Raw genomic sequence first — 19481 nt, forward strand, 5'->3', positions numbered from 1 at the left:
CTATGAGTGGATCGGGCCGCGCCCGGGCTGTGGGTGGGCTGTCCCCTGGTCGTGCGCCGGCCGGCGCAGGCGGGGCGGGGCGTATCCTCCAGTTCGCCGCCCTCCCCACGGTGACGGGCAGAGGATCCGGCCAGGGTGAGGGCCGGCCCGTACGGCCGGTGAAAGGGACTGATCGCGTGCATCTGAGCAAGGCGAATCCGTACTCCGCCGCCTGTCCCAGCCGGTCGTTGATCGACCTGATCGGTGCCAAGTGGACGATCCTGGTGATCGGTTGTCTGACCCGCGGGGCGCACCGGTTCAGCGAGCTGGCCGCCCAGCTCGAAGGGGTCACGCCGAAGGCGCTCACCCAGACGCTGCGTCAGCTCGAACGCAACGGTCTGGTCCGCCGCACGGTCCATCCGGTGATCCCGCCGCACGTCGAGTACGAGCTGACGCCGCGCGGGCACACCCTCCGCGAGCCCCTGGAGGCTCTGATCGGCTGGACCGACGACAACATCGAGGTGTGTCTCACGGCACAGTGCGACTACGACGCCCAGCCGTGAGCTGCACGCTTCACCCAGGGATAGTAACTATCCATAAAGTGCAATCTTCAACCATTGACGGATCGTCCCTAGCGTGACCGAGGTATCGACCACGGCCCACCCGGGGAGTACGCCATGTGTGAAGAAGAGCAGCAGTCGCCGTCCCGCCGCGGCATCCTGCGCTGGGGTGCGGCAGCCGCCGCCGTGCCCGCGACCCCGGGGCTGGCCAACCTCGCATGGCCGGCCTCGGCCTCGGCCACAGCCGGCTCCGCTCCGGCGACCCCCCCCCCGGGCGGCGGTGCCTTCTACCGGGCCGCCTCCGGGGACACCCTGCGGAGCATCGCCGGCCGCTTTCTCGGATCCGAACAGCGGTGGTCGGAGCTCTACCGGCTGAATCAGCGGGTGCTGGGCAGGGGCGGCGAACCCCGGCCCGGCCAGCAGCTGGCGCTGCCCGAATCGCCGGACGGTGCCGCCACCCGTACCTTCGCGCCGCTGCCACCCGGCGCCCGGCCGCTGCCGGTACCGCCCGAGGGCTACCGGCTCGACCGGATCGGCGACGCGCTGTACGCGGTGACCGCCGGCGGGACGCAGGCCGCATTCCTGGTCACCAGCGCCAGCGCCGGCGTCGTCGTCATCGACGCTCCGCCCGCACTCGCCGAAGCGCTGCCGGCCGCGATCCGCCGCGTCACCGGCCAGAAGGTGACCCACCTCGTGTACAGCCACGACCACGCCGACCACACCGCGAACGCATCCGCCTTCGGTGACGTGATCCGCGTGGCGCACACCGCGACCGCGGAGCGGATCAAGGCCAACCAGGACCCGGGCCGCCCGATGCCCACCGTGACCTTCGCCGACCGCTACCGGCTCGACGTGGGAGACCAGCGACTGCTGCTCAGCTATCCCGGCGCCAACCACGAGACGGGCAACATCCTCATCCACGCACCGCGCCAGCGCGCGGCGATGATGGTGGATGTGGTGATGCCCGGATGGGCGCCCATCCCCGCCTGGGGCACCGCCGACAGCGTCCCGGGTGTGCTGCGCGCCCACGACGAGCTGGCCGCGATGGACCTGGACACCTACATCGGCGGCCACGTCCACCGGCTCGGTACCAGGGAGGACATCAAGATCTCCCGCGAGTTCGTGCACGACCTGTGGCGGACCACTACCAACGCGATCGCCGACACCAAGATGGGCCCCTACTTCGGCAAGGTCGAGCCGGGCGAGCTTCCGGAACGGTATACGTCCTTCCGGGATTTCGCCCCGCGGGCTGAGCGCGCAAAGCCCGCTATCCCGGCGGCTACGGCTATACGGCCTGCAGTTCGGTGACGTCGATCACGTCGATCACGTCGATCACGTCCAGCACGTCGATGCAGCGGTTCAGCTTGGCCCGGGCGCGGGCCGCTTCGGCGGCGGGCACGCAGACCTCGCAAACGGCGGTGGCCGGGGCCGAGACCACATAGAAGAACGTTTGGACCGTGATGTTGTTCAAGGTCGCGGCGACTCTGGACAAGGCGCTGCCTCTGTCTCGGAGGGTGATTCTCAGGGTATGGGTGGGCGACTCACTGATAACGAGATCGATGCCTTCGCCCATCACACGGTTGAGCAGAGGCGAGTCGACGACGGGAAGGCAGTCGTTCGTCATGAGCGGTGTGCTCCTGTCCAGACGGGTGGCCGGGTGGGTCGTGGAAGCCGTTGGCGGCTGGTGGTGAAATACAAAAAACCCCTCGCGGGATGCGAGAGGTCGGCGTGCGGGCGGTGGTCTGCGTGAGGAGGATCGCTCCTGGGTCAGCTCCGGGCCGGCACGCTGGCGCTAATAATCAGCTGGCGCAGCATGGGTTGGATCCTTGCACGAAGACGTGCGCCTGCGGGAACGCATCTCGCGATGCGGACAGCTGCCCGCCTTTGGGGCGGGGAACGAACTCGCCGTCGTCACCCAGGTGATGGGGGTGCCTGACAAGTGCCCGACGCGTGCCGCGGCTGTCGGAACTCACGGCCACCGAACAGGTCAGCCAGCCGGCCATCACGCAACTGGTCGCCCGGCTCGAACGCGACGGCCTGGTGGAACGCCGGCCCGACCCCCGCGATGGCCGCGCCGTGCTCGTCCAGGCGACTCCCGCAGGCAGGGGGATCGTGCGTACCCGCCACGACGACCGCACCACTCAGCTGGCCCGACTGTTCGAGCAGTTGACCCCCGAGGAACGGAACGCCGTCAGCGCAGCGCTACCCGCACTGATGAGGATGGCTGCCCTCCACGGCCGGCCCTGACCAGGCGCCTCGGGCCTCCCCACGTGCGAAGGGAACCCCCATGGCCTTCGTCGGATAGGAGAACCCGCCCGGCGTCACCACCGACCAGCTCATCCAGGACTTCCTCAACTCCGAACGCGCGGACTGGTGCAACCACGTCAATCTCACCGTGCATCGCGACGGCGGCCACTTCATCCCCTGGGAAATCCCCGACGGCTGGATCGCCGACCTGCGTCGCACGCTTCGCAGCCAACGCTGAAGCGTCTCCCCGGGGAGCGGCCTCGTCGTCCGCCCGGCGGAAGTGGTCCAGTAGGAGGCCCGGCCGCTCGCGCGGCGGCTTCACCACCGGAGTGCATCTTCAGCGCCGACGACTGTGGCGGCCGGCCGTTACGTGTCGATCAGGGCCAGTGCTTGGGTATCGGTCGGGCGCTGGTCCGGGCTCTTTTCCAGCAGGCGCGTGATTAGCGTCGTGAGCCGTCCCGCGTGCTGCGGCGGGGGAGCGGCGTCGAACATGACCGCGGCGAGCGTGCCGGTCGGGGTGCCGCGGCGAAACGGCGAGATGCCCTCGACGGCCTGGTAGAGCGTCACCCTGAGGGCGAAAAGGTCGCTGGCGGCTTGTTCGCCCTCGCCGCGTGCCCGCTCAGGAGCGGTGTACTCCACCGAGCCGGTGAACATCCCGGTGGCGGTCAACACGGTGGCGTCCGGGTGGGCCGCGGCCCTGCCCGCGCAGCCGGTGGCTATCGCTGTCCGTCAGCGCCCGGCCACGGCCTCGGGGGCCACCGGAACCCTGTGACCTGGGACTTTCAACCCTGCTCTAGAGCGTTGTGGATGACCTGACGGTGGACCGATGCTGGGGGCTCGGTGATCGATGGGCACCTCGCCGTCGCCTTTACCGCACGCCAAGACACCCGAGTACCTAACGTGTAGGAGACACGCACACATGCGACTGCGCAAGCGAACAGCCTTCATGACCATGGCCGCGACGACATTGGCGCTCGGCGCCCTGAGTACCAGCCCGGCTTCGGCAACCGATGTCGTCAACACATTCCGGAACCAGGCCACCCAGGGGTGCTTGGACTCCTCGACGGTCAATCTCAACCGGACCAACGGATGCGGCACCCCGGAGCAGAACTGGAACGTGCACTCTTACAACGACGGCACCATCGAGATACGTGCCATCACCAATTGGGACTACTGCCTCGGCCACGACGGCATAGCGCTGCGCATGCAGTTGTGCGACAACAGCAAGCGTGAGAGCTGGATCATCAAGCACTGGCTCGATCACACGATCCGTTTCCAGAACCGGGAGACCAACACCTGCATCGATGACAACCAGGTGTAGGGCATGCGCCTGATGCCGTGCAGCAGTGCGCCATACCAGAGCTGGTACTGAGGTACCGTGCCTGAAGTTGAGGCAGGGCGGCCAGGCCGTGCCCCGTGGAGTGGGCCGCATCGATCGAGCGAGCCATCGGTGCGCTTGGCAGACGAGCAGCCCGCGAGACCGCGTCAATCGTCAAAGGCGCCGACAGAGGCTACCGCGTTCACCTCGTCGATCCCGTGGCCCGGCACATTCAGCACGCGGCTGCGACCACCGGCTGCACCGCCGAACTCGGCGACGCCCGCGAACTCACCGCTGAGACCGACTCCTTCGACGTGGCGCTCGTCCTCGGCCCGCTCTATCACCTCCTGGAACGAGCCGACCGTGACCGGGCCCTCGCCGAAGCCGTCGTGTCGTGCGCAACTGCCACACCGCCACCCCACCGGCCAGGACGGCAACCACCCGGCGGCCGCCAGGTCGGCACCTGCAAGTTCGACATCACGCTCTACGGCCGCCACGGCACGGTCCCGGTCGTGGCGGCGACGCATCATTTCGCGATGTACGAGACCAGGACCGGCAAACTCGTCATGTCGTTCGATCTTGAGGGGAACGGGAGCGTCAAGGCTTCTGTCCGGACAGCGCGCTGGTCGGCGACTCCGCCGTCGTCGCCCTCGCGGTGGCACCCGACCTGGTGGACAAGAAGCTGGAACCCTTCTTCAGCGGTGACGCGCGCTGGGTGTTCGACGGGATGGCATGCCACCTCGGTTGGGGCGGCAGCGCCGTGGTCGGAGGCCGGTGATCCTCCAGTCTCCGCTGTACCGAGCCCCGTCGGACGAGCTGTTGAGTCAGTGGCGGAGGAGGGCGCAGGCGAAGTTCTCCTGGATGGCGCGGACCTTGGCGAGGAGCGCCGGCTTGTTGCTCTTGCTGACCTGGGTGTTGAGGGTGAAGGTCAGGGAGCGCCGACCGTCGGGTGTCGTGGCGGCGAGCTGGGTGTAGCCGGGGAAGTTCCCGGTGTGGCCGTAGAGCACTCCGCAGCGGGTGGTGTAGCGGAAGATCGCCAGACCGGCGGCGTTGGCCCCGGGGCCGGCGGGTTCGGATGCGCCGCCGTCGAGGAACGTCAGCTGCTGCTCGCGGGTCCTGTCGGAGATGAGGGCGTGGCCGCCGTAGCCGCGGATGAACGCGCCGAGGTCCGCGGGAGTGGCCACGATGCCGCCCGAAGCCCAGCTGCCCGAGGCGCCGAAGAGTTCGCTGACGTCATCGGGCGGGGCGGGCGGGGTGACGTCGTAGCCATGCAGGAACGGCTCGGGCAGCCGGTAGCCCTGGGGGAGGCTGGTCCGGCGCAGGTGCAGCGGCCGGTAGACGAGCTGCCGGAGCAGGTCCTCGTAGCGGCGGCCGGTAGCGTCCTCGGCCATGAGAGCGACGGCGATGTTGTCGGAGTTGGAGTACTGGTATCGCGACCCGGGCCGGAAGAGCAGCGGTTCATCGGCGATGAAGTCGAGCAGTCGGCGGGAGTCGAATCGGTGGTGCGGGTCATTGCCCAGGATTTCCCGGAACTCGGGGTTCGCGGAGAAGTCCGGCAGTCCGCTGGTGTGCTGGAGCAGCTGGCGGAGCGTCACCCGGTGCCAGGCCTCGGGCAGCCGGGGCAGCCGCTCACCGATCGTCTCGTCCAGCCTGAGATCCCCGCGGTCGACCAGCTGCAGGGCGACCGCCCCGCTGTAGGCCTTGGAGACACTCGCGATCCGCATGTGGTCGTCGGCCCGCGGCGGCCGCCCGGACTCGATGTCGCCGATCCCGGCCCGGTACACCTCGGTCCGGCCGTCCCGCGTGAGGAGCGCGATCACCCCCGGCGGGCCGTCGCCGGTACCGACCAGTTCATCCAGCTGCCGCTGCAGATTCCTGTCGTGGGGCGGCGTGGCCGGGCCCTCGGCCTGCGCGGTCTGCGCGGGCTGGAAGAGCCCGCCGACCGCGGCGACGAGGGCGGTGGCGGACAGTGCCGTGCGGAACAGTCGTCCGGGTGAGCGTGGCAGCACGTGCGTACCTCCTGAGTACGTGACCAGGAACGGCGTCCCGGCCGGTTGCACCTGACTGCGTATCAGGTGACGCACTGCAACGGGCTCGCGACGCGCGTCGGCACGGCCAGTTGGCGGAGGGTGCGGGGCGGCGTGGCCGGATCTTCGGAGTGCGCGGGGTACGGGCGCGCCCCACCCCGCCACCCTGTGCCATGACCTGGGGCAGGAGCAGCCGGGAGGGGCGCGCGCACACATTTCGGGGTCGGCGGCCGGGAGAGCCGGCGCCTGTCGCTCCCGTCGTGCTCAGGATTTATTGGCCGGCAGCGCGTTCCGCGGGACGGTGGTTCTGCGCTCCTGCGCGCGGGCGAGGCTCATGAGGCCGATCAGGATCGCGAGGAGCACGGCCGAGGAGCCTGCCGTGCCGAGGTCGAGGCCGCCCTTGGCGATGGGTTTGGTGAGGAAGTCGCCGGCAGTGGCCCCCAGAGGACGGGTGAGCACGAAGGCGATCCAGAACAGCAGGACGTTCGGCACGACAGGCACGCGCATGAGGGCGAGGAGTCCCGCGAGCAGGCCGGTGACGAGGAGTGCACCGCCTGCGTAGCCGAGTCCCGAGCTGTCGGACAGGAAATCTCCCATGGACGTGCCCAGCGTGTTCGAGACGAGGATCGCCGACCAGAAGAGGGCCTCTGCGCGGAGGGTGACGATGTCGCGGATGGCGAAAGTCATCCCGGTGAACTTCCAGATGGTGAAGATCACAATCAGAAGCGAGATCAGGATCGCGGCACCCGTGGGGTAGCCCAATCCCAGGCCTTGCGGCCCCCAGCCCAGCGACGTGGCCCCGTTGGAGAGGTACTTGGTGCTGCCGTCGCGGTTCATGAAGTCGGACATCGTGGTGCCGGCCGTGCTGGTGGACAGGATGACGGTCCAGTAGAAGAACGGGTTGTAGCGCTTGGACCTGAGCTGAACGACGAGCGTCACCACGAAGATCAGGAACAGTGCGATCGTGGTGAGGAAGTAGCCGAGTTTGAGGGTCTGGGCGAAGAGGTCACCGGCCGTTTCGCCGAGGGTCGTCGCAGCGATTTTCATGATCCAGAAGGCCAGGGTGACCTCGGGCAGTTTCTTCATCACACTTCTGCCGGTGCTGGCGATGTCCACGCTGGTAAGGACTTCCGACTTTCCCAATTTCCATCACTCCTGCTCGGTACATCGAAGTCTCACTCTCACGGAGTGAGCACGTTGCGATTTCAGATGAACGGACTTGACAGAGGCGCGGGCACGAGGAATCCTCATCCACCGCAGCAGTGGAGCCTCGTGTCCACGGCTGTGTGACTCAGGGCCTTGCGAAAGGAGTGGAATTCGAGATCATCATCCACCATCCAGACCCCGGCGATAGGCCATGAAGCGGGAGTTGAGCCGCTGGCAGCAGATCCGCGGGTCGTTTGCGCTGTACCCCGTAGGAGTGGGCGGTCTTGAGCAAGGTGACGCGGACGGCTCGGCATAGGTATCGGCATAGGTATCGAGATAGGTATCGGGATAAGTAAACGCGCACTTCTTCGCAGTGCGAACGAATTGTCGAGCATTCGAGGTGGCGGCACTTGTCGTAGCGGAAGGTCCGTTTGCGCCAAGAACCAAGGCCGTTGTCGGCAGCTCCGATCTGGTCGCCTGTTGTGGCAAGTACGGTTGTCACCGGCGGCAAGTCCCCGACCTCGCGCAGCACCTCGTCCACCCGGCTGCGCGGGATGCGGTTGCTGCGGGCAAGCGCGGGCAGGTGGGCCCGGCTCCGCGCGTCATCGGACCGGCGCCCTACTTCGTCCCCAGGGCTGTCGACCACGGCTGTACAACCGTGGTCCGACGCCCGTCCGCAGACCTGCGGCCACGATCGAGGCATGTCGTCCGCAACGCCAACCCGTCCGCTGTTGAGGCGCACGCCCCAGCCGACTGGACAGCCCTGACCCCTGCATTCCTCGCTGCGGTCAGGACCGGGAATCTGCCGGGCGCCCTGGCTGGTACCCCGCGAGGAGCGGGATCGTGCCGTTCTCGTCGAGCACGGAGACGCCGAACGGCCGGTCGAGACGCATCGGAGCCGTCCGTACCAGTGACCCCGGTCCATCGGTCCAGTACCCCGGCGAGGACCGGTCCTCGGAGGCGCCGGCCGCGGGCCGGGAACTCATGCCCTCCTCGTCCAACCGGACCCGGCAGGTCTGGACAGCCCGGTGGCGGTGGAGCGGTTCAGAAAACTGCCGGGAGCGTTCGGCCGACGCGGAGAAGAGGCTCTCCACCCCGAGCGCGGCGAGATGGGGCGATACACCCATGTCGCCGGCGAGCGCGAGACGCGGCAGCTCCAGCACTATCGCCTCGGGGTTTCTGCCGCCGCCGCTCCGGCTGCCGCGGATCTTCCTGCCCCGGGTACCGGGTGCCATGAGGCCGCCATCACCTCCGCGGGCGGGACCTGCCGGTGCTCGCCCAGCGCGAAGCGGACTCTGATCGGCGGTGCGGCAGGCGCCGCAACTGGGCCCTGCGTACGCGCCCGCAGATCGAGGACCGTGAGAGAGCGTGTGGTAATCGACGGCACGCTTCTGGCGGTTTCCCGTCGCGCGCCGACGGACGACGACCGGGATCGAGCGTGCCCGGTCAGGGGTTGCCGAGTGTGCGGCGTCGGTGGGCGAGGTGTCGCCGGCGGGCAGCGTCGCGCGTCTGCCGCAGCTCGACGTCAAGACGTTCCCGGGTGGTCCGGTCGGCCGCCCGCGCCGAACGTCCACCGGCTGGGGAGTCACCGCTCTGCACCCAGCACTCCCGGGGCCGCCCGCATCGCCACTGGCCGCCTCGGCGCGCGGTGCTGACGCGGTCCGGCATCGAACTGCCCCCCGCCGCGGCCGCCGACATCCGCAGCGGTGCGGTGCACGAGAGCGTGCTGCGGGCGATGCTCCAGCTCGCCGACACCTACCAGCTGTCGGTGAGCGTGGTGCGTACCGGGCATCCGCTGGACGTGTTCGGCACCAGCCGCCCCAGCGACCATCCGGTCGGCAGGGCCTTCGACGTCTGGCGCATCGACGGCCACCCGGTCGTCGACCCGGCTACCTCCCGCTCTCTCGTCACCGCGTTCATGCGTGACGCCGCTGCGGCCGGCTCGTACAACGTCGGCGGCCCCGTGCAGCTGTCGGGCGGTGCGGCCGCGAACCAGTTCTTCTCCGACGACACCCACCACGATCACGTGCACGTGGGCTTCTCGTCGTGAGGGGTACCGGACCCCGCGGATGACGGTGGGGAGCGGGACGGGAAAGGGCCGGCTGGTTGTCGGCATGGACGGCGCAGGGGTGTCTCCCGCGCACTGGCCGACGCCACCACCGACGTCGCCCGTCCGGGTGCACAACGGGGGTATCCAGGACGAGTACAAGAGCCTGTATGTCGAGACCCCGGTATCCGACCCGAACACCCTCATCGCGATGCACTGACGGCCGCTGGAGCGGGCGGTAACGGTGGAGGTCCGCACGCGCGCCACCCGGCGCAACGTGGGTGCGCTCACGAAGGACGGCGTGTTCATCGTTCTCACGGCGCGCTATCCGTGAGGGGCGGCGAAGAAGCTCATCAGCCGATCGCGGGATGAGCCCCGCCGACTGCTCTGCCGACCGGGCGAACAGGCCCAGCCGGCAGCCAAGTTCGCGAAGACTCACTCATCCCTCGTTCGTCAGTGTGTGCAGGGCTCTCTCGAGCCGGACCTGCCTCGTCCCGGGCGTGAGTGCCTGGAGCAACGGCAGGATCACCAGGTAGCGTCCGGTCTTGTCGAGTGCCTCGAACGCCTTCTCGGCCTCCGGGTTCGCATGGAGCGCCGCCGCGAGATCGGGGGGCAGTGTCGCCGTCTTCTGCGACTCGTAGGCCCTTGCCCATCGCCCGTCCTCCTGGGCCTGGCGGACCGCGGCAAGCCCGGATTCGTGCATCCGCCCTGCGGTCGTCAGCATCGCGACCTTGTCCACATTCACCTGCGACCACAGGCTCTTGGGCCGCGAAGGGCTCCTCACTGGCCCAGCATTTTTCTGGCCGTTGCTCGGGGCGGAGGCCGGGGCGCGGTCGAAGTCGCGCTGGGTGTCTCGTTGGGCCAGTAGAAGAGGTCTGAGACAGGGAGGAGGGGAACCAGTGCCCTCAGGCGAACTTGGAGCTGGTTACCGGGCCGGACGAGATCAGGCGAGCCCGGTCGCCCTGGAGCCAGGAGCCGCGGATGGCCGTGACGAAGCCGGTGAGTCGGTCGACCGGGTCCGCGGGGGTCTCGTCGTCGCCCTCGATCAGCGTCGGGTCGGCACCTGCGATCTCGGCGGCGATCTCCGCCGCCGGGCGGTCGTCTGCCGGCGCCCGCTCCGCATCGCTATCGTCCCCCTGGCGCAGCTGCTCGCCCCAGGGAGCCACCACCGACTGGTGCAGCAGCGTGACACTGTCGGCGGTGACCACTGGTGCGTCGGTCCAGCTGCTCGCGTGCTCGTGCAGTACTTGTCCCGGCACCCGTTCGAAGAGTTGCCCGAGGACCTCGGGCCCCTCGCTCACCCCGGCCAGCTCGTTCAGGTCGTACGCGATCACGACGGTGTCCTCCCGCCCGGGGGCGAAGGGCTCCGCCGGGAGATCCAGTACCTCCGCGGCGGCCAGGCCGAGGATTTGGCTGCCCCGGTCGGGCAGCAGCGACACCGAACGCGGCCGCACCTCTGCCGCGTCCAGCAGTGTCTTCAGCCGCAGGAGACCGTGAAGGCACTGGTCGTGGGAGTCCTGCAGCCAGGCGTACCGGCCGGTCATACCCGCTGCGAAGCCGAACGGGGACAGGGTGCCGAGCACGGTGCCGCCCATCACGAACTGCCATCCGCGCAGATCGGTGAGGTCCAGCGGGCTCACGGGCGCGGCGCTCGCGGCTCGTTCCAGCATCCGGCGCTGCCTGGCTTGGGTGGGCAGCCACTGTGGGTCCTGCGGGTCCGGCAACAGCGCATGCTGGCGGTTCGCCAGTCTGAGGTCACCTGACATGATGGCGTTGAAGGCCAGGAGGTAGCGGTCCGGCCAGTCAGCCAGGACGCTCTCGTGTTGCGTCAGCACCTCGACGGCCTCGCGGTGCCGTCCCTCGCGCTCGTACGCGGTCACCAGTTCACGGAACAACACGCGCGTGCCCGGGTTCTGGCGCAGCGCCTCGCGCAAGGCGGGGATGGCCAGGTAGGGGAGGCCGCGCTCGATGCACGCGTACCCGAAGTCGTACAGCGCCCGCCCCTTCTCCGGGTGTGCGGCCAGCGCGGCGGCGGCCTTTTGGAGGTCGTCGAAGCCGGCCGCCCCGGCAGCCCGCCCGACCACGAGCGCCACCTCACCCGGAGGCAGGGTCTCAGCACCGGCCCGCAGCCGTCGCAGGGCGCCGGGTATGTCCCCAGCGTCCAAGCGCTCCCATGCCGCGAGGAGTTCGGCGGACTTCGGACGGTGATTCCTACGCGAGAACATGCCGCAGATCATCTCCGATGCCGCGGTCGCTCTCAACACCATTCCCGGCTTGCTGTTTTGCCTGGCTGTCTGCGCATGCGCTCGCTGCTGAGAGCGTGACCTCAAAGCAACGCCTCTACTGCTGGAATGCGGGGGGAGTTGCGGTAGGCGGCAGCAGCCGTGCGAGGAGTTCCGCGACGGCGATGACGGTCCGGTCAGTGAGGTACGGGCCGACGATCTGGACGGCGAGGGGGAGGCCGTCCGGGGTCAACCCAGCCGGGACGATCGCGGCGGGAAGCCTGACGTGGCTGGTGAGGTTCGCCCACGTGGTCTGGTCGTAGTAGCTGCGGCGCTGCCCGTCGACGGTGATGTACCGGTTGGGGACAGGGACGGAGGTCTGGTCCTCAACGGCCGCAGTGGGTGCGGCAGGGGTGATCAGGATGTCGTGGTCGGTGAAGTACGCGGCCCATCGCCTGCACAGTTTTGCGCGCTCTTCGTCGACGCGCATCCAGTCACGGTGGCGCTGGGTGCGTGAGCGAAGGTAGAAGGCGCCCGGCGACCGGTCGTCCGAGGAGAGATTCGCGGCCGCGTCCACCTCCGCCTGGAAGGCCGCGTCCGTGCTCGACGCGGTGGACGTGGCGTACATCAGTTTCTGGAAGAGGTGGTCGGAGTCGGGCATGCTGACCGGGCGTGTGGTGTCGTCCACGCGGGCGCCGGCCTTACGCACCAGACCGGTGACTTGCTCGATCAGGGCGCGGGTCGCGGAGTCCACAGCACAGTACGGGTCGTCGGGCCAGATGCCGATGCGGTAACCACCCAGCCGGTTGTGGCGGGGGGAAGGGAGCTCGACCCGCCAAGCCGGAGCATCGGCTGGGGCCGGACCGGCCAGCACGCTGAGGAGGAGCTCCAGGTCCGCGGGGGTCCGTGCCAGCGGCCCCAAGGTCATCATGTCGCTGGAGGTCAGCCATCCAGGGGGCCTGGGTAGGTGACCTCGGGTGGCGATCAGACCGTGGCTCGGACGCAGCGCGTACACGCCGCAGTACGCGGCCGGCAGGCGCAATGAGCCGGCCAGGTCGCTGCCGACCTCGAGGCTGGAGAGCCCTGCGGCGACCGAGACCGCCGGCCCACCGGAGGACCCGCCGGCAGTGCGGGTTGGGGAGTACGGGTTTCGGGTGGTGCCGAAAATGGGATTGCTGGTCTGGATGTCCTGGCAGTAGGTCGGCGTGTTGGTCTTGCCGATGATGATCGCGCCGGCGGCGCGCAGGCGGGCGATGGCGTCTGCGTCCCGGCTGGGGACGTGACCGGTGAGGTCGGGAGCACCGCACGTGGTGCGCATCCCCGCTGTCTCCAGGGCGTCCTTGACCGTGATCGGAAGGCCGTGCAAGGCGCCGGTCGGCCGTCCGGTGCGGGTAAGGGCCGTGTCGGCAGCGTCGGCCTCCTTGCGGGCGCGTTCGGCGTCCAGGGTGACGATGGCGTTCAGGCCCGGGTTGACCGTGGCGATGTGCTTCAGGTGCAGCTCAAGGAGTTCACGGCTGGAGATCAGCCGTTTGATCAGGGCGTTGATCTGCTCGGTGGCGGGCCTCAGATGAGGGGTGGTGCTCATGGTGGTCTTCCTGCGGTCAGCGGATTGCAGAGGGGGGTGTCGACAAGCTCGGTCCTTCAGGGCCGAGAATTTGACGCGTGCGTCAGATCTCCGTTGCTCCGGGCGTAGACCTGGTCGCCCTTGACCGCCACCCGGAACTGGTACATCTCAGAACACTCCGGCCGCCCGGCGTCGTCCCCCACATCCTGCGGCCGCCAATCCGCCTCGAGAGCCGGCCCGTCGCCGAAGTCGTGCTTCTTCAGCACCGGCGTCACCGCCGAGCCGACGGCGCAGACGCCCACACAGACAGCGATGATGACCAGGATCTTCTTCTTCATGATCCCATTGTCCGAGTTCCCGACGGGAGGGAAGCGGGCGGGCCCGCCGATGGTCGTTCCTGCCGTGACAGGGTTGGGCCCCCGGCCCTGCTCGTGGCGCCAAGTGATGGCCGGCCCTTGTTGTCTCCCATGACGGACCGCCTCTGGCCGGTCACGAGGTTCTCTGACTAGAGTCAGAGAATGGATATGGCGCAGATCGACCAGGTGCGGCGGTTCAACCGCACCGTCACCGAACGCGTGGGCGTGCTTCACGACCACTACCTGGGCCGCGAACGGCCCATCGGCGAGGCCCGGCTGCTCTGGGAAATCGGCGAGCAGGGCCGGGATGTACGGCGGCTGCGCGAGCGTCTCGGGCTCGATTCCGGGTATGTCAGCCGACTGCTGCGCTCCCTGGAGGCCGACGGCCTGGTGACGGTGGAGCCGCAGCTCCGGGACAAGCGGGTGCGCACGGTCCGGCTCACCGACGCCGGCCGCGCGGAGCGCGCCGCACTCGATGGACGCAGCGACGAACTGGCCGGCTCCCTCCTGGAGCCGCTCAACCCCGCGCAGCGCGCCCGGCTGGTCGCCGCCATGGCCGAGGTCGACCGGTTGCTGACCGCCGCGACCGTCTCACTGGATCCCGTCGACCCCGATCACCCCGACGCCGAGCACTGTCTGCAGTCCTACTTCACCGAGCTGCAGGAGCGCTTCGACAGCGGCTTCGACCCCGCGCTGAGCCTGCTGCCCGATGCGGGTGAACTCCGGCCGCCGCACGGCCTGTTCCTGATCGCCCGGCTGCACGGCGAGCCCGTCGGCTGCGCCGGTCTGAAGCTGCCGCCCGGCGCTCCGGCCGAGATCAAGCGCATGTGGGTCGCCCCCCACGCCCGGAGACTCGGCCTCGGCCGCCGGTTCCTGGCCGAGCTGGAGGCGCGGGCCGCCCGGCACGGCTGCACCGTACTGCGCCTGGACACCAACAAGGCGCTCAGCGCCGCGATCGGTCTGTACCACTCCTACGGCTTTCAGGATGTCGCCGCCTTCAACGACGAGCCGTACGCCGACCACTGGTTCGAGAAGCGGATCACCCCGCCGTCGTCGGAGTGAGGATACGGGCGGACCAGGCGGGGCGTCCCGTCACACCGAACTCTGACCAATCTCAACCCAGGTTGACCGCCCCGGGACCCGCGAACCAGTGCGCTGGCCGCCGGATCGGCGGCGCTGGACGCGGCGCCGGCGCCGCCCCGGGAATCGCGGCCTGTCCGCACTGCTCCTGCCACGCTCGCCCGGCCAGGCAGGTCGCCTCGGCTCAGCGCCGTTGCGTCGGTGTCCCTTTGAGTTTGGCCCAGACGGTCTCCAGGGCCTGGATGTCCTGCTCGTCCAGCAGGTCGTCGAAGACCTCGGCCAGGGCCGCCCGGCGGGTGGTGTCGGCTTCGGCGAAGGCCTGGTGGCCGGCTTCGGTGAGCGCGATGCTCACGGAGCGGGCGTCGGTGGCCGAGGGGGCTCGGGCGACCAGGCCGCGGGCCTGGAGTGAGTCGAGCACCCGGGAGACCTGGCTGCGGCTGAGCAGGGTCTTGGCGCCCAGGTCGGAGGCGGCGACCGGTTCGCTCTGGCCGTGGAGCCAGAGCATGACCTCGAACCAGGACAACGGCAGGTCGTGCGCCCGGGTCAGGGCCTGGTCCACCCTGGCGCTGAGCGTGGTTCCGGCCCAGACCAGGCCGTAGAAGGCGTGGTCGCGAGCGGTGAGGTCTCCCAGGGTGAGGTCGGTGCGTGCCATGCCGTCACTCTATCCGTTTGCGTGTGCGCGCACACACCTATATGATGTGTGTACACGCACACACATGATGCGTGTCCGGTCCGCTCCCGGGCGGCGACAGAGCAGAGAGATCCCCATGGGCACCAGGAACACCGTATTGATCACCGGCACCTCCTCGGGCATCGGCCTGGTGACCGCCGTGGCCGCCGCCGGCGCCGGCTGGCAGGTCATCGCCACCATGCGTGACACCGGCAAGGCAGACCGACTGCTCCGGACCGCAGCCGAGGCCGACGTGGCCAAGCTGATCCAGGTCAAGCGGCTGGACGTGGTCGACCCCGCTTCCGTCGCCACCTGTCTGCAGGAGGTCATCGACGAACACGGCCGCCTCGACGCCGTCGTCAACAACGCAGGCGCCGGACAGGTCGGCACCATCGAACAGAGCGGCCTCGAGGAGGTCCGCGCGGCAATGGAGGTCAACTTTTTCGGCGTCGTGGAGGTCACCCGGGCCGCCCTGCCGCACCTGCGCGCTTCCCGGGGCCGCGTCATCACCGTCACCAGCGTCGGCGGCGTGGTCGGCCAGCCCTTCAACGAGGCCTACTGCGCGGCCAAGTTCGCCGTCGAGGGCTTCATGGAGTCCCTCGCTCCGGTTGCCGCCACCGTCGGCGTCCACGTCACCGTCGTCGAACCGGGCGCGGTCATCAGCGAGTTCGTCGCCAGCCAGCAACTGGACATCCCCGCACTGCTCACCGCCGCAGGGCCCTACGCCCCGGCGCTCCAGGCCTACATCGACCGCACCCTCAAGTCGTTCGGCAACGGGCAGACCCCGGCCCAGGCCGCCGCCCCGATCGTCGAGGTACTGACTGCCGCGCACCCCCCGTTCCGGGTGCAAACCTCCGACTGGGCCCGCGACTTCGTCGGCACCAAACTCGCCGACCTCGACGGCGCCGCCGTTCAGTCCCTCACCGGCACCTGGGTCCGCTGACCCGCACCATGGCTCCACCGGCAGGGTGGCGATCGTCAGTAGGTTCCTGCGCCCTGCGGGGGATGAGCATCCTTGCCGGGCCGGGCCTGGCCGGACCGGACCGGACTACTGGCTGTAGCCGGTGGTGCGGAACCGCTCCAGGTCGGTGAGGATCGTGTCGAGCTGCGCGGGGGCGTTGGCGTAGGCGAGCGCGGCTCGGTAGAAGGCGCTCTGCATGGCGTCCGGCATCAGGTCCGAGGCGTCGAATCGTACGGTTTTGGCGTTGATCAGCAGCTGTCCGAGTCGCCTTGACAGGGAGTCGGCCGGGTAGGCGGTGAGGGGCACCTCGCGGTTCGGGCTGAGGGCTCCGCCTCGCGCCACCCAGATCTGCTGGGCCTGCGGTGTCGTGAGATAGGCGATGAGTTCGCGGGCGCCCGGGGTGGAATGGAACATTCCAAGCAGGTCGCCGGCCACTTCCTCGCTTCCGTTGAACGCTGGATCGATGGAGGGAAATGAGGTGAAGTCAAAGTCCTGACCGGCCTTGAGCTGCGAATTCCCCTGTTGGTAGTAGCCGGAGATGAAGGAGGCGGCGTGTTCGAAATAGCAGCCCGGCGGCTGGCCGAACAGGGGTGCCCCCGCTGAGCCGAAGTTTGTGAGGAGCATGCCGCGGGAGTCGCCGTGCACGAGGCCCGGCGCGCCGATGACCTCCCCCCACGTCTGCCATGCGCGCTTGATCTGCGGGGAGTTCCATGGGAGCTTGCCGGTCGCCCACTGGCTGTAGACGTCCGGCCCGGATTGCGCCAGCACGATGTCCTCCAACCAGTCGGTGCCCGGCCAGCCGGAGGTGGAACTCGACTCCAGTCCGATGCACCACGGGGAGACGCCGGAGCGGGCGATCACCTGGTCCGATGCCCGCAGGGCATCCCAGCTGGCCGGCGGTTTCAAGCCGTGTGCGTTCAGGGCCTTGGGGGAGTACCAGATGAGGCTCTTGAGCGACGCCTTGACGAACACGGCGTACTGCTTGCCGTTCACGGCTCCCAACTCCAGCCAGCTGGAGCCGTACTGCCTGGTCATCGCGGGTAGGTCCAGCGTGTCGTCGAGCGGAACGAGCCGGCCGGCCCTGGCGTACTGCAGCAGCTTGCCGGGGCTGGAGAGCACCGCCAGATCGGGCGGGGTGGCGTTGGCGACACGGTCGGCCAGGATGGTGTCCGAGTTCCGGGAGCCCTGATAGTCGACCTTGATCCCGGTGCGTTCCTCGAACGGCGCGACCATGGCGAGGAAGGAGTCCTGCTCGCTGCCGGTCCAGGTGCCGAGCACGTGGACGACCTGCCCCGATCCGCTGGAGCCACAGCCCGTGAGGCTGGGCAGGGCGAGCATTGCCAGGACCAGGCCGAGGCGGGCCCAGGCGGGGCGGAGGCGTCGGGCCGCGGGGCCGGGCCTGGTCATCGCGCCGCCCGGTACTCGTCGATCCGTGGCCACAGACCGCACAGGCACAGCACCGCGAGAGCCGCGCCCAGCACCGGAATGGCGGGGCCCGTGCCCAGGCCCGATCGTGCGGAGTCCGCTGCCTCGGCCAGCTTCTGCCGGTCCAGGTCGGTCCGCAGGGCCAGGTCGCCGTCCACGGCGGCCTCCGCCCCGCCCAGCTGGGTGCCGCCGGGACCGACCGCCGTGGACACCAGAGCGGGGTCCCGCTGGTCGGCCTGCTGCTGCACCTGGGCATGCGCTGCGGTGAACCGCTGGAAATGTTCGAGGGTGTCCAAGGCGGCCTTCCGCTTCCCGGAGTTGTCGGCAGGGTCGAGCGCGAGGTCCGCCTGCAGCAGGTCGGCAAGGACTCCGTGAAGGGAGGGCGGCCCGCTGCGGGCGGCAATGAGCATCTGACTACTCACCGCGGGTTCCGCGAGGGGGCGGGTGTAGTCGGCGAAGCCGCTGGAGAAGGGTTGCCCGGGCAGGGTCAGGAGCACGGCCTGCGTGTCGCTGCCGGCCGCCCGCGCGATGAGCGTCCGGGCCTGCCAGGAGGCGGTCAGCCGGGGCAGCACGGTGTCACAGGCGGTGTTGAAGGCCCGGTCGGTGTGCAGGGTCGCGACCGTGGTCCAGCCACCGAGCGCCACGAGCAGCACGGATGCGGCCAGCAGGCAGGGGTTGATCCGCCGGTGGAAGTGCCGACGGAGATAGCGCTGGGTGCGGATGAGCAGGATCAGGGCGATGGCACCCGGGGCGAGCACCCCCAGGAGTACGGACGGCGTCAGCCACCAGGTACTCCGTTGCCGGGCCAATGCCTGCTGCTCGGCTGCCCCGAGTCGCTGGACATGAGCGAGGATGCCGTCGTCCTTCTGGTGCATCAGGCCCGAGGCGTAGCTCAGGTAGGAGATGCCGAGGGCGCCCTGGCCTTCGTTGGCATGGGCTTGTTCCACCAGGCTGGTGTATTCGACCAGCAGCCCCTCGATGGACTGCAGTTGACCGCTGCCGTCCGCTCCGGTCGCGTCATGCTCGGCGGCTCGCGCCAGCGCCTGGTGCGCGGACTTGAGATCGTCCTGGTAGCGCTGTCCCGGGCCGCCCAGGCGGACCGTGCCGGACACGAAGCTCGTGGCCGCGACCCGGTCCGCATCGGCCAGGTAGTACGCCACCTGGGAGGTGTCGACGATCGCCGGCATCGCCCCGCTCTCAGCCTCGGACACGGCGCTGTGCGCGCCGCTGAGCGCGAACTCCAGTGCTCCCCATAACGCCAGCGTGCACAGGATCAGTGCGATGACCGTGCGGGCGAGCCGACCCGGTGCGCTGTTGGACGACCGAAGGGATCCGCGCGCCCGGCGCAGGGATCCGCCTCTCCCGCCGGTGATGGCCGGTACTGGCCGCGTCCGCCGTGAAAGCGCAGGAGAGCTCGTCATTGCCCTGCCCCCGTCGTCCGGCCCCACCGACTGCGGATCACTCTAGCCACCCTCCTGCCTACCCGGTGGGCGATAGGAGGAGAAACCCGATGATGGTGCCGGCCGGGCGATCCTCAGGGGTGACAGTGGCGAAGTGCCTTGGAGGCGGCGCGAGGCCCAGGAGGTCTACGAACGCTGGAACGATCGGTGGCAGCGCTGCCGGACCAGGCTCGTCCGGACGGGGATGCCGACGCGCTACATCCGGAGCGGGAAATTGGCGACGTCACCCGGACCGCGTCCGACGGCGCGTCCGCTGTGACGGTGCGCTGGTCGGCAGAGCTCGGACACGTTCTCAGCCCTTCGGCACGCGCAGCTGTGCCCAGGAGACGGGCCCCGGCCAGCCGTCGGCGTCGGTGCCCCGATAGCCGATCTTGACTTGGAAGGCGGCGTAGGAGCGGCGGTCGGTGTCGGTCCATTGC

At 69.3% G+C, this 19481-nt stretch carries 23 protein-coding genes; 9 read left to right on the top strand and 14 right to left on the bottom strand.

The annotated features are described in order from the left end of the window. Positions 1-176 precede the first annotated feature (176 nt). A complete protein-coding gene (locus QMK24_RS18615; protein ID WP_283467326.1) occupies positions 177-542 on the top strand; it encodes a winged helix-turn-helix transcriptional regulator in 366 nt (121 codons plus the stop codon). Between the two features lie 114 nt (positions 543-656). After that, complete coding sequence (locus QMK24_RS18620) at positions 657-1847, top strand: MBL fold metallo-hydrolase (RefSeq protein WP_283467327.1); 1191 nt, start codon at positions 657-659, stop codon at positions 1845-1847. Here QMK24_RS18620 and QMK24_RS18625 read toward each other — a convergent pair. Further along, positions 1825-2163, bottom strand: a complete 339-nt coding sequence (locus QMK24_RS18625; protein WP_283467328.1) for a hypothetical protein — start codon at positions 2161-2163, stop codon at positions 1825-1827. The two genes, QMK24_RS18620 and QMK24_RS18625, sit on opposite strands and share 23 nt — an antisense overlap. A 326-nt stretch (positions 2164-2489) precedes the next feature. Between QMK24_RS18625 and QMK24_RS18630 the strand changes: the two genes are divergently transcribed. Further along, on the top strand, positions 2490-2786 hold the full coding sequence (locus QMK24_RS18630; protein WP_283467329.1) for a MarR family transcriptional regulator: 297 nt from the start codon (positions 2490-2492) through the stop codon (positions 2784-2786). Between the two features lie 366 nt (positions 2787-3152). Here the strand turns inward: QMK24_RS18630 and QMK24_RS18635 are convergent, their stop codons facing one another. Beyond that, entirely contained in the window at positions 3153-3458 is a 306-nt protein-coding gene (locus QMK24_RS18635) for a protein kinase domain-containing protein (protein WP_283467330.1), read from the bottom strand. Positions 3459-3705: 247 nt separating this feature from the next. Here QMK24_RS18635 and QMK24_RS18640 point away from each other — a divergent pair, with 247 nt between their 5' ends. After that, positions 3706-4107 (top strand): RICIN domain-containing protein, encoded by a 402-nt coding sequence (locus QMK24_RS18640; protein ID WP_283467331.1) that lies wholly within the window; start codon positions 3706-3708, stop codon positions 4105-4107. A gap of 164 nt (positions 4108-4271) precedes the next feature. Here the strand turns inward: QMK24_RS18640 and QMK24_RS41850 are convergent, their stop codons facing one another. Next, the gene (locus QMK24_RS41850) at positions 4272-4601 is read right to left on the bottom strand and encodes a hypothetical protein (protein ID WP_502962548.1); all 330 of its coding nucleotides are present in this window, start codon (positions 4599-4601) and stop codon (positions 4272-4274) included. Between the two features lie 158 nt (positions 4602-4759). Here QMK24_RS41850 and QMK24_RS18650 point away from each other — a divergent pair, with 158 nt between their 5' ends. Further along, positions 4760-4882, top strand: coding sequence for a hypothetical protein (locus QMK24_RS18650; protein WP_283467332.1), 123 nt, complete (start codon positions 4760-4762; stop codon positions 4880-4882). A 46-nt stretch (positions 4883-4928) separates the two neighbouring features. Here the strand turns inward: QMK24_RS18650 and QMK24_RS18655 are convergent, their stop codons facing one another. The 3 genes from QMK24_RS18655 to QMK24_RS18670 form a co-directional block, all read right to left on the bottom strand. Beyond that, positions 4929-6113, bottom strand: a complete 1185-nt coding sequence (locus tag QMK24_RS18655; RefSeq protein ID WP_502989154.1) for a serine hydrolase domain-containing protein — start codon at positions 6111-6113, stop codon at positions 4929-4931. Between the two features lie 282 nt (positions 6114-6395). Further along, positions 6396-7274, bottom strand: a complete 879-nt coding sequence (locus tag QMK24_RS18660) for a COG4705 family protein (protein WP_283467333.1) — start codon at positions 7272-7274, stop codon at positions 6396-6398. A 791-nt stretch (positions 7275-8065) separates the two neighbouring features. Then, positions 8066-8512: a serpin family protein gene (locus QMK24_RS18670; protein WP_283467334.1), complete on the bottom strand. Its 447-nt coding sequence runs from the start codon at positions 8510-8512 to the stop codon at positions 8066-8068. A gap of 413 nt (positions 8513-8925) precedes the next feature. On the opposite strand from QMK24_RS18670, the gene QMK24_RS18675 reads away from it, so the two are divergent. Next, entirely contained in the window at positions 8926-9327 is a 402-nt protein-coding gene (locus QMK24_RS18675) for a hypothetical protein (protein WP_283467335.1), read from the top strand. Between the two features lie 19 nt (positions 9328-9346). Next, positions 9347-9544 carry a hypothetical protein gene (locus tag QMK24_RS18680; RefSeq protein WP_283467336.1) on the top strand — a complete coding sequence of 66 codons (198 nt, stop codon included), beginning with the start codon at positions 9347-9349 and terminating at the stop codon, positions 9542-9544. A 219-nt stretch (positions 9545-9763) separates the two neighbouring features. Here QMK24_RS18680 and QMK24_RS18685 read toward each other — a convergent pair whose 3' ends face one another. The 4 genes from QMK24_RS18685 to QMK24_RS18700 all read right to left on the bottom strand — a co-directional run bounded on the left by QMK24_RS18685 (position 9764) and on the right by QMK24_RS18700 (position 13448). Continuing rightward, complete coding sequence (locus QMK24_RS18685) at positions 9764-10108, bottom strand: YdeI/OmpD-associated family protein (protein WP_283467337.1); 345 nt, start codon at positions 10106-10108, stop codon at positions 9764-9766. Between the two features lie 121 nt (positions 10109-10229). Then, the gene (locus QMK24_RS18690) at positions 10230-11549 is read right to left on the bottom strand and encodes a tetratricopeptide repeat protein (protein WP_283467338.1); all 1320 of its coding nucleotides are present in this window, start codon (positions 11547-11549) and stop codon (positions 10230-10232) included. Positions 11550-11664: 115 nt separating this feature from the next. After that, complete coding sequence (locus tag QMK24_RS18695) at positions 11665-13131, bottom strand: amidase (protein ID WP_283467340.1); 1467 nt, start codon at positions 13129-13131, stop codon at positions 11665-11667. 56 nt (positions 13132-13187) lie between these two features. After that, positions 13188-13448, bottom strand: coding sequence for a hypothetical protein (locus tag QMK24_RS18700; RefSeq protein ID WP_283467341.1), 261 nt, complete (start codon positions 13446-13448; stop codon positions 13188-13190). A gap of 180 nt (positions 13449-13628) precedes the next feature. Between QMK24_RS18700 and QMK24_RS18705 the strand changes: the two genes are divergently transcribed. Continuing rightward, entirely contained in the window at positions 13629-14528 is a 900-nt protein-coding gene (locus QMK24_RS18705; protein ID WP_283467342.1) for a helix-turn-helix domain-containing GNAT family N-acetyltransferase, read from the top strand. Between the two features lie 202 nt (positions 14529-14730). On the opposite strand, the gene QMK24_RS18710 is transcribed toward QMK24_RS18705, so the two are convergent. After that, on the bottom strand, positions 14731-15198 hold the full coding sequence (locus QMK24_RS18710; protein ID WP_283467344.1) for a MarR family winged helix-turn-helix transcriptional regulator: 468 nt from the start codon (positions 15196-15198) through the stop codon (positions 14731-14733). A gap of 115 nt (positions 15199-15313) precedes the next feature. Between QMK24_RS18710 and QMK24_RS18715 the strand changes: the two genes are divergently transcribed. Beyond that, positions 15314-16159, top strand: coding sequence for an SDR family oxidoreductase (locus QMK24_RS18715; RefSeq protein WP_283467346.1), 846 nt, complete (start codon positions 15314-15316; stop codon positions 16157-16159). Positions 16160-16264: 105 nt separating this feature from the next. On the opposite strand, the gene QMK24_RS18720 is transcribed toward QMK24_RS18715, so the two are convergent. The 3 genes from QMK24_RS18720 to QMK24_RS18730 all read right to left on the bottom strand — a co-directional run. Beyond that, positions 16265-17584 (bottom strand): ABC transporter substrate-binding protein, encoded by a 1320-nt coding sequence (locus tag QMK24_RS18720; RefSeq protein ID WP_283467348.1) that lies wholly within the window; start codon positions 17582-17584, stop codon positions 16265-16267. After that, positions 17581-19023 carry a GlnX family signal transduction membrane protein gene (locus QMK24_RS18725; protein WP_283467350.1) on the bottom strand — a complete coding sequence of 481 codons (1443 nt, stop codon included), beginning with the start codon at positions 19021-19023 and terminating at the stop codon, positions 17581-17583. Before QMK24_RS18725 ends, QMK24_RS18720 begins: the two co-directional genes overlap by 4 nt. A 331-nt stretch (positions 19024-19354) precedes the next feature. Next, on the bottom strand, positions 19355-19481 hold a 127-nt coding region (locus QMK24_RS18730; RefSeq protein ID WP_283467356.1), incomplete at its 5' end, for a peptidoglycan-binding protein.

The sequence above is a fragment of the Streptomyces sp. PH10-H1 genome (assembly GCF_030063355.1).
Lineage (GTDB): Bacteria > Actinomycetota > Actinomycetes > Streptomycetales > Streptomycetaceae > Actinacidiphila.

Bases quoted from the DNA above. Each gene is read 5' to 3' on its own strand.
- QMK24_RS18680 (WP_283467336.1), top strand. From the start codon at position 9,347: ATGACGGTGGGGAGCGGGACGGGAAAGGGCCGGCTGGTTGTCGGCATG.
- QMK24_RS18700 (WP_283467341.1), bottom strand. From the start codon at position 13,448: ATGAAGAAGAAGATCCTGGTCATCATCGCTGTCTGTGTGGGCGTCTGC.
- QMK24_RS18725 (WP_283467350.1), bottom strand. From the start codon at position 19,023: ATGACGAGCTCTCCTGCGCTTTCACGGCGGACGCGGCCAGTACCGGCC.
- QMK24_RS18705 (WP_283467342.1), top strand. From the start codon at position 13,629: ATGGATATGGCGCAGATCGACCAGGTGCGGCGGTTCAACCGCACCGTC.
- QMK24_RS18670 (WP_283467334.1), bottom strand. From the start codon at position 8,512: ATGGCACCCGGTACCCGGGGCAGGAAGATCCGCGGCAGCCGGAGCGGC.
- QMK24_RS18625 (WP_283467328.1), bottom strand. From the start codon at position 2,163: ATGACGAACGACTGCCTTCCCGTCGTCGACTCGCCTCTGCTCAACCGT.
- QMK24_RS18620 (WP_283467327.1), top strand. From the start codon at position 657: ATGTGTGAAGAAGAGCAGCAGTCGCCGTCCCGCCGCGGCATCCTGCGC.
- QMK24_RS18715 (WP_283467346.1), top strand. From the start codon at position 15,314: ATGGGCACCAGGAACACCGTATTGATCACCGGCACCTCCTCGGGCATC.
- QMK24_RS18695 (WP_283467340.1), bottom strand. From the start codon at position 13,131: ATGAGCACCACCCCTCATCTGAGGCCCGCCACCGAGCAGATCAACGCC.
- QMK24_RS18640 (WP_283467331.1), top strand. From the start codon at position 3,706: ATGCGACTGCGCAAGCGAACAGCCTTCATGACCATGGCCGCGACGACA.
- QMK24_RS18710 (WP_283467344.1), bottom strand. From the start codon at position 15,198: ATGGCACGCACCGACCTCACCCTGGGAGACCTCACCGCTCGCGACCAC.
- QMK24_RS18720 (WP_283467348.1), bottom strand. From the start codon at position 17,584: ATGACCAGGCCCGGCCCCGCGGCCCGACGCCTCCGCCCCGCCTGGGCC.
- QMK24_RS18690 (WP_283467338.1), bottom strand. From the start codon at position 11,549: ATGTTCTCGCGTAGGAATCACCGTCCGAAGTCCGCCGAACTCCTCGCG.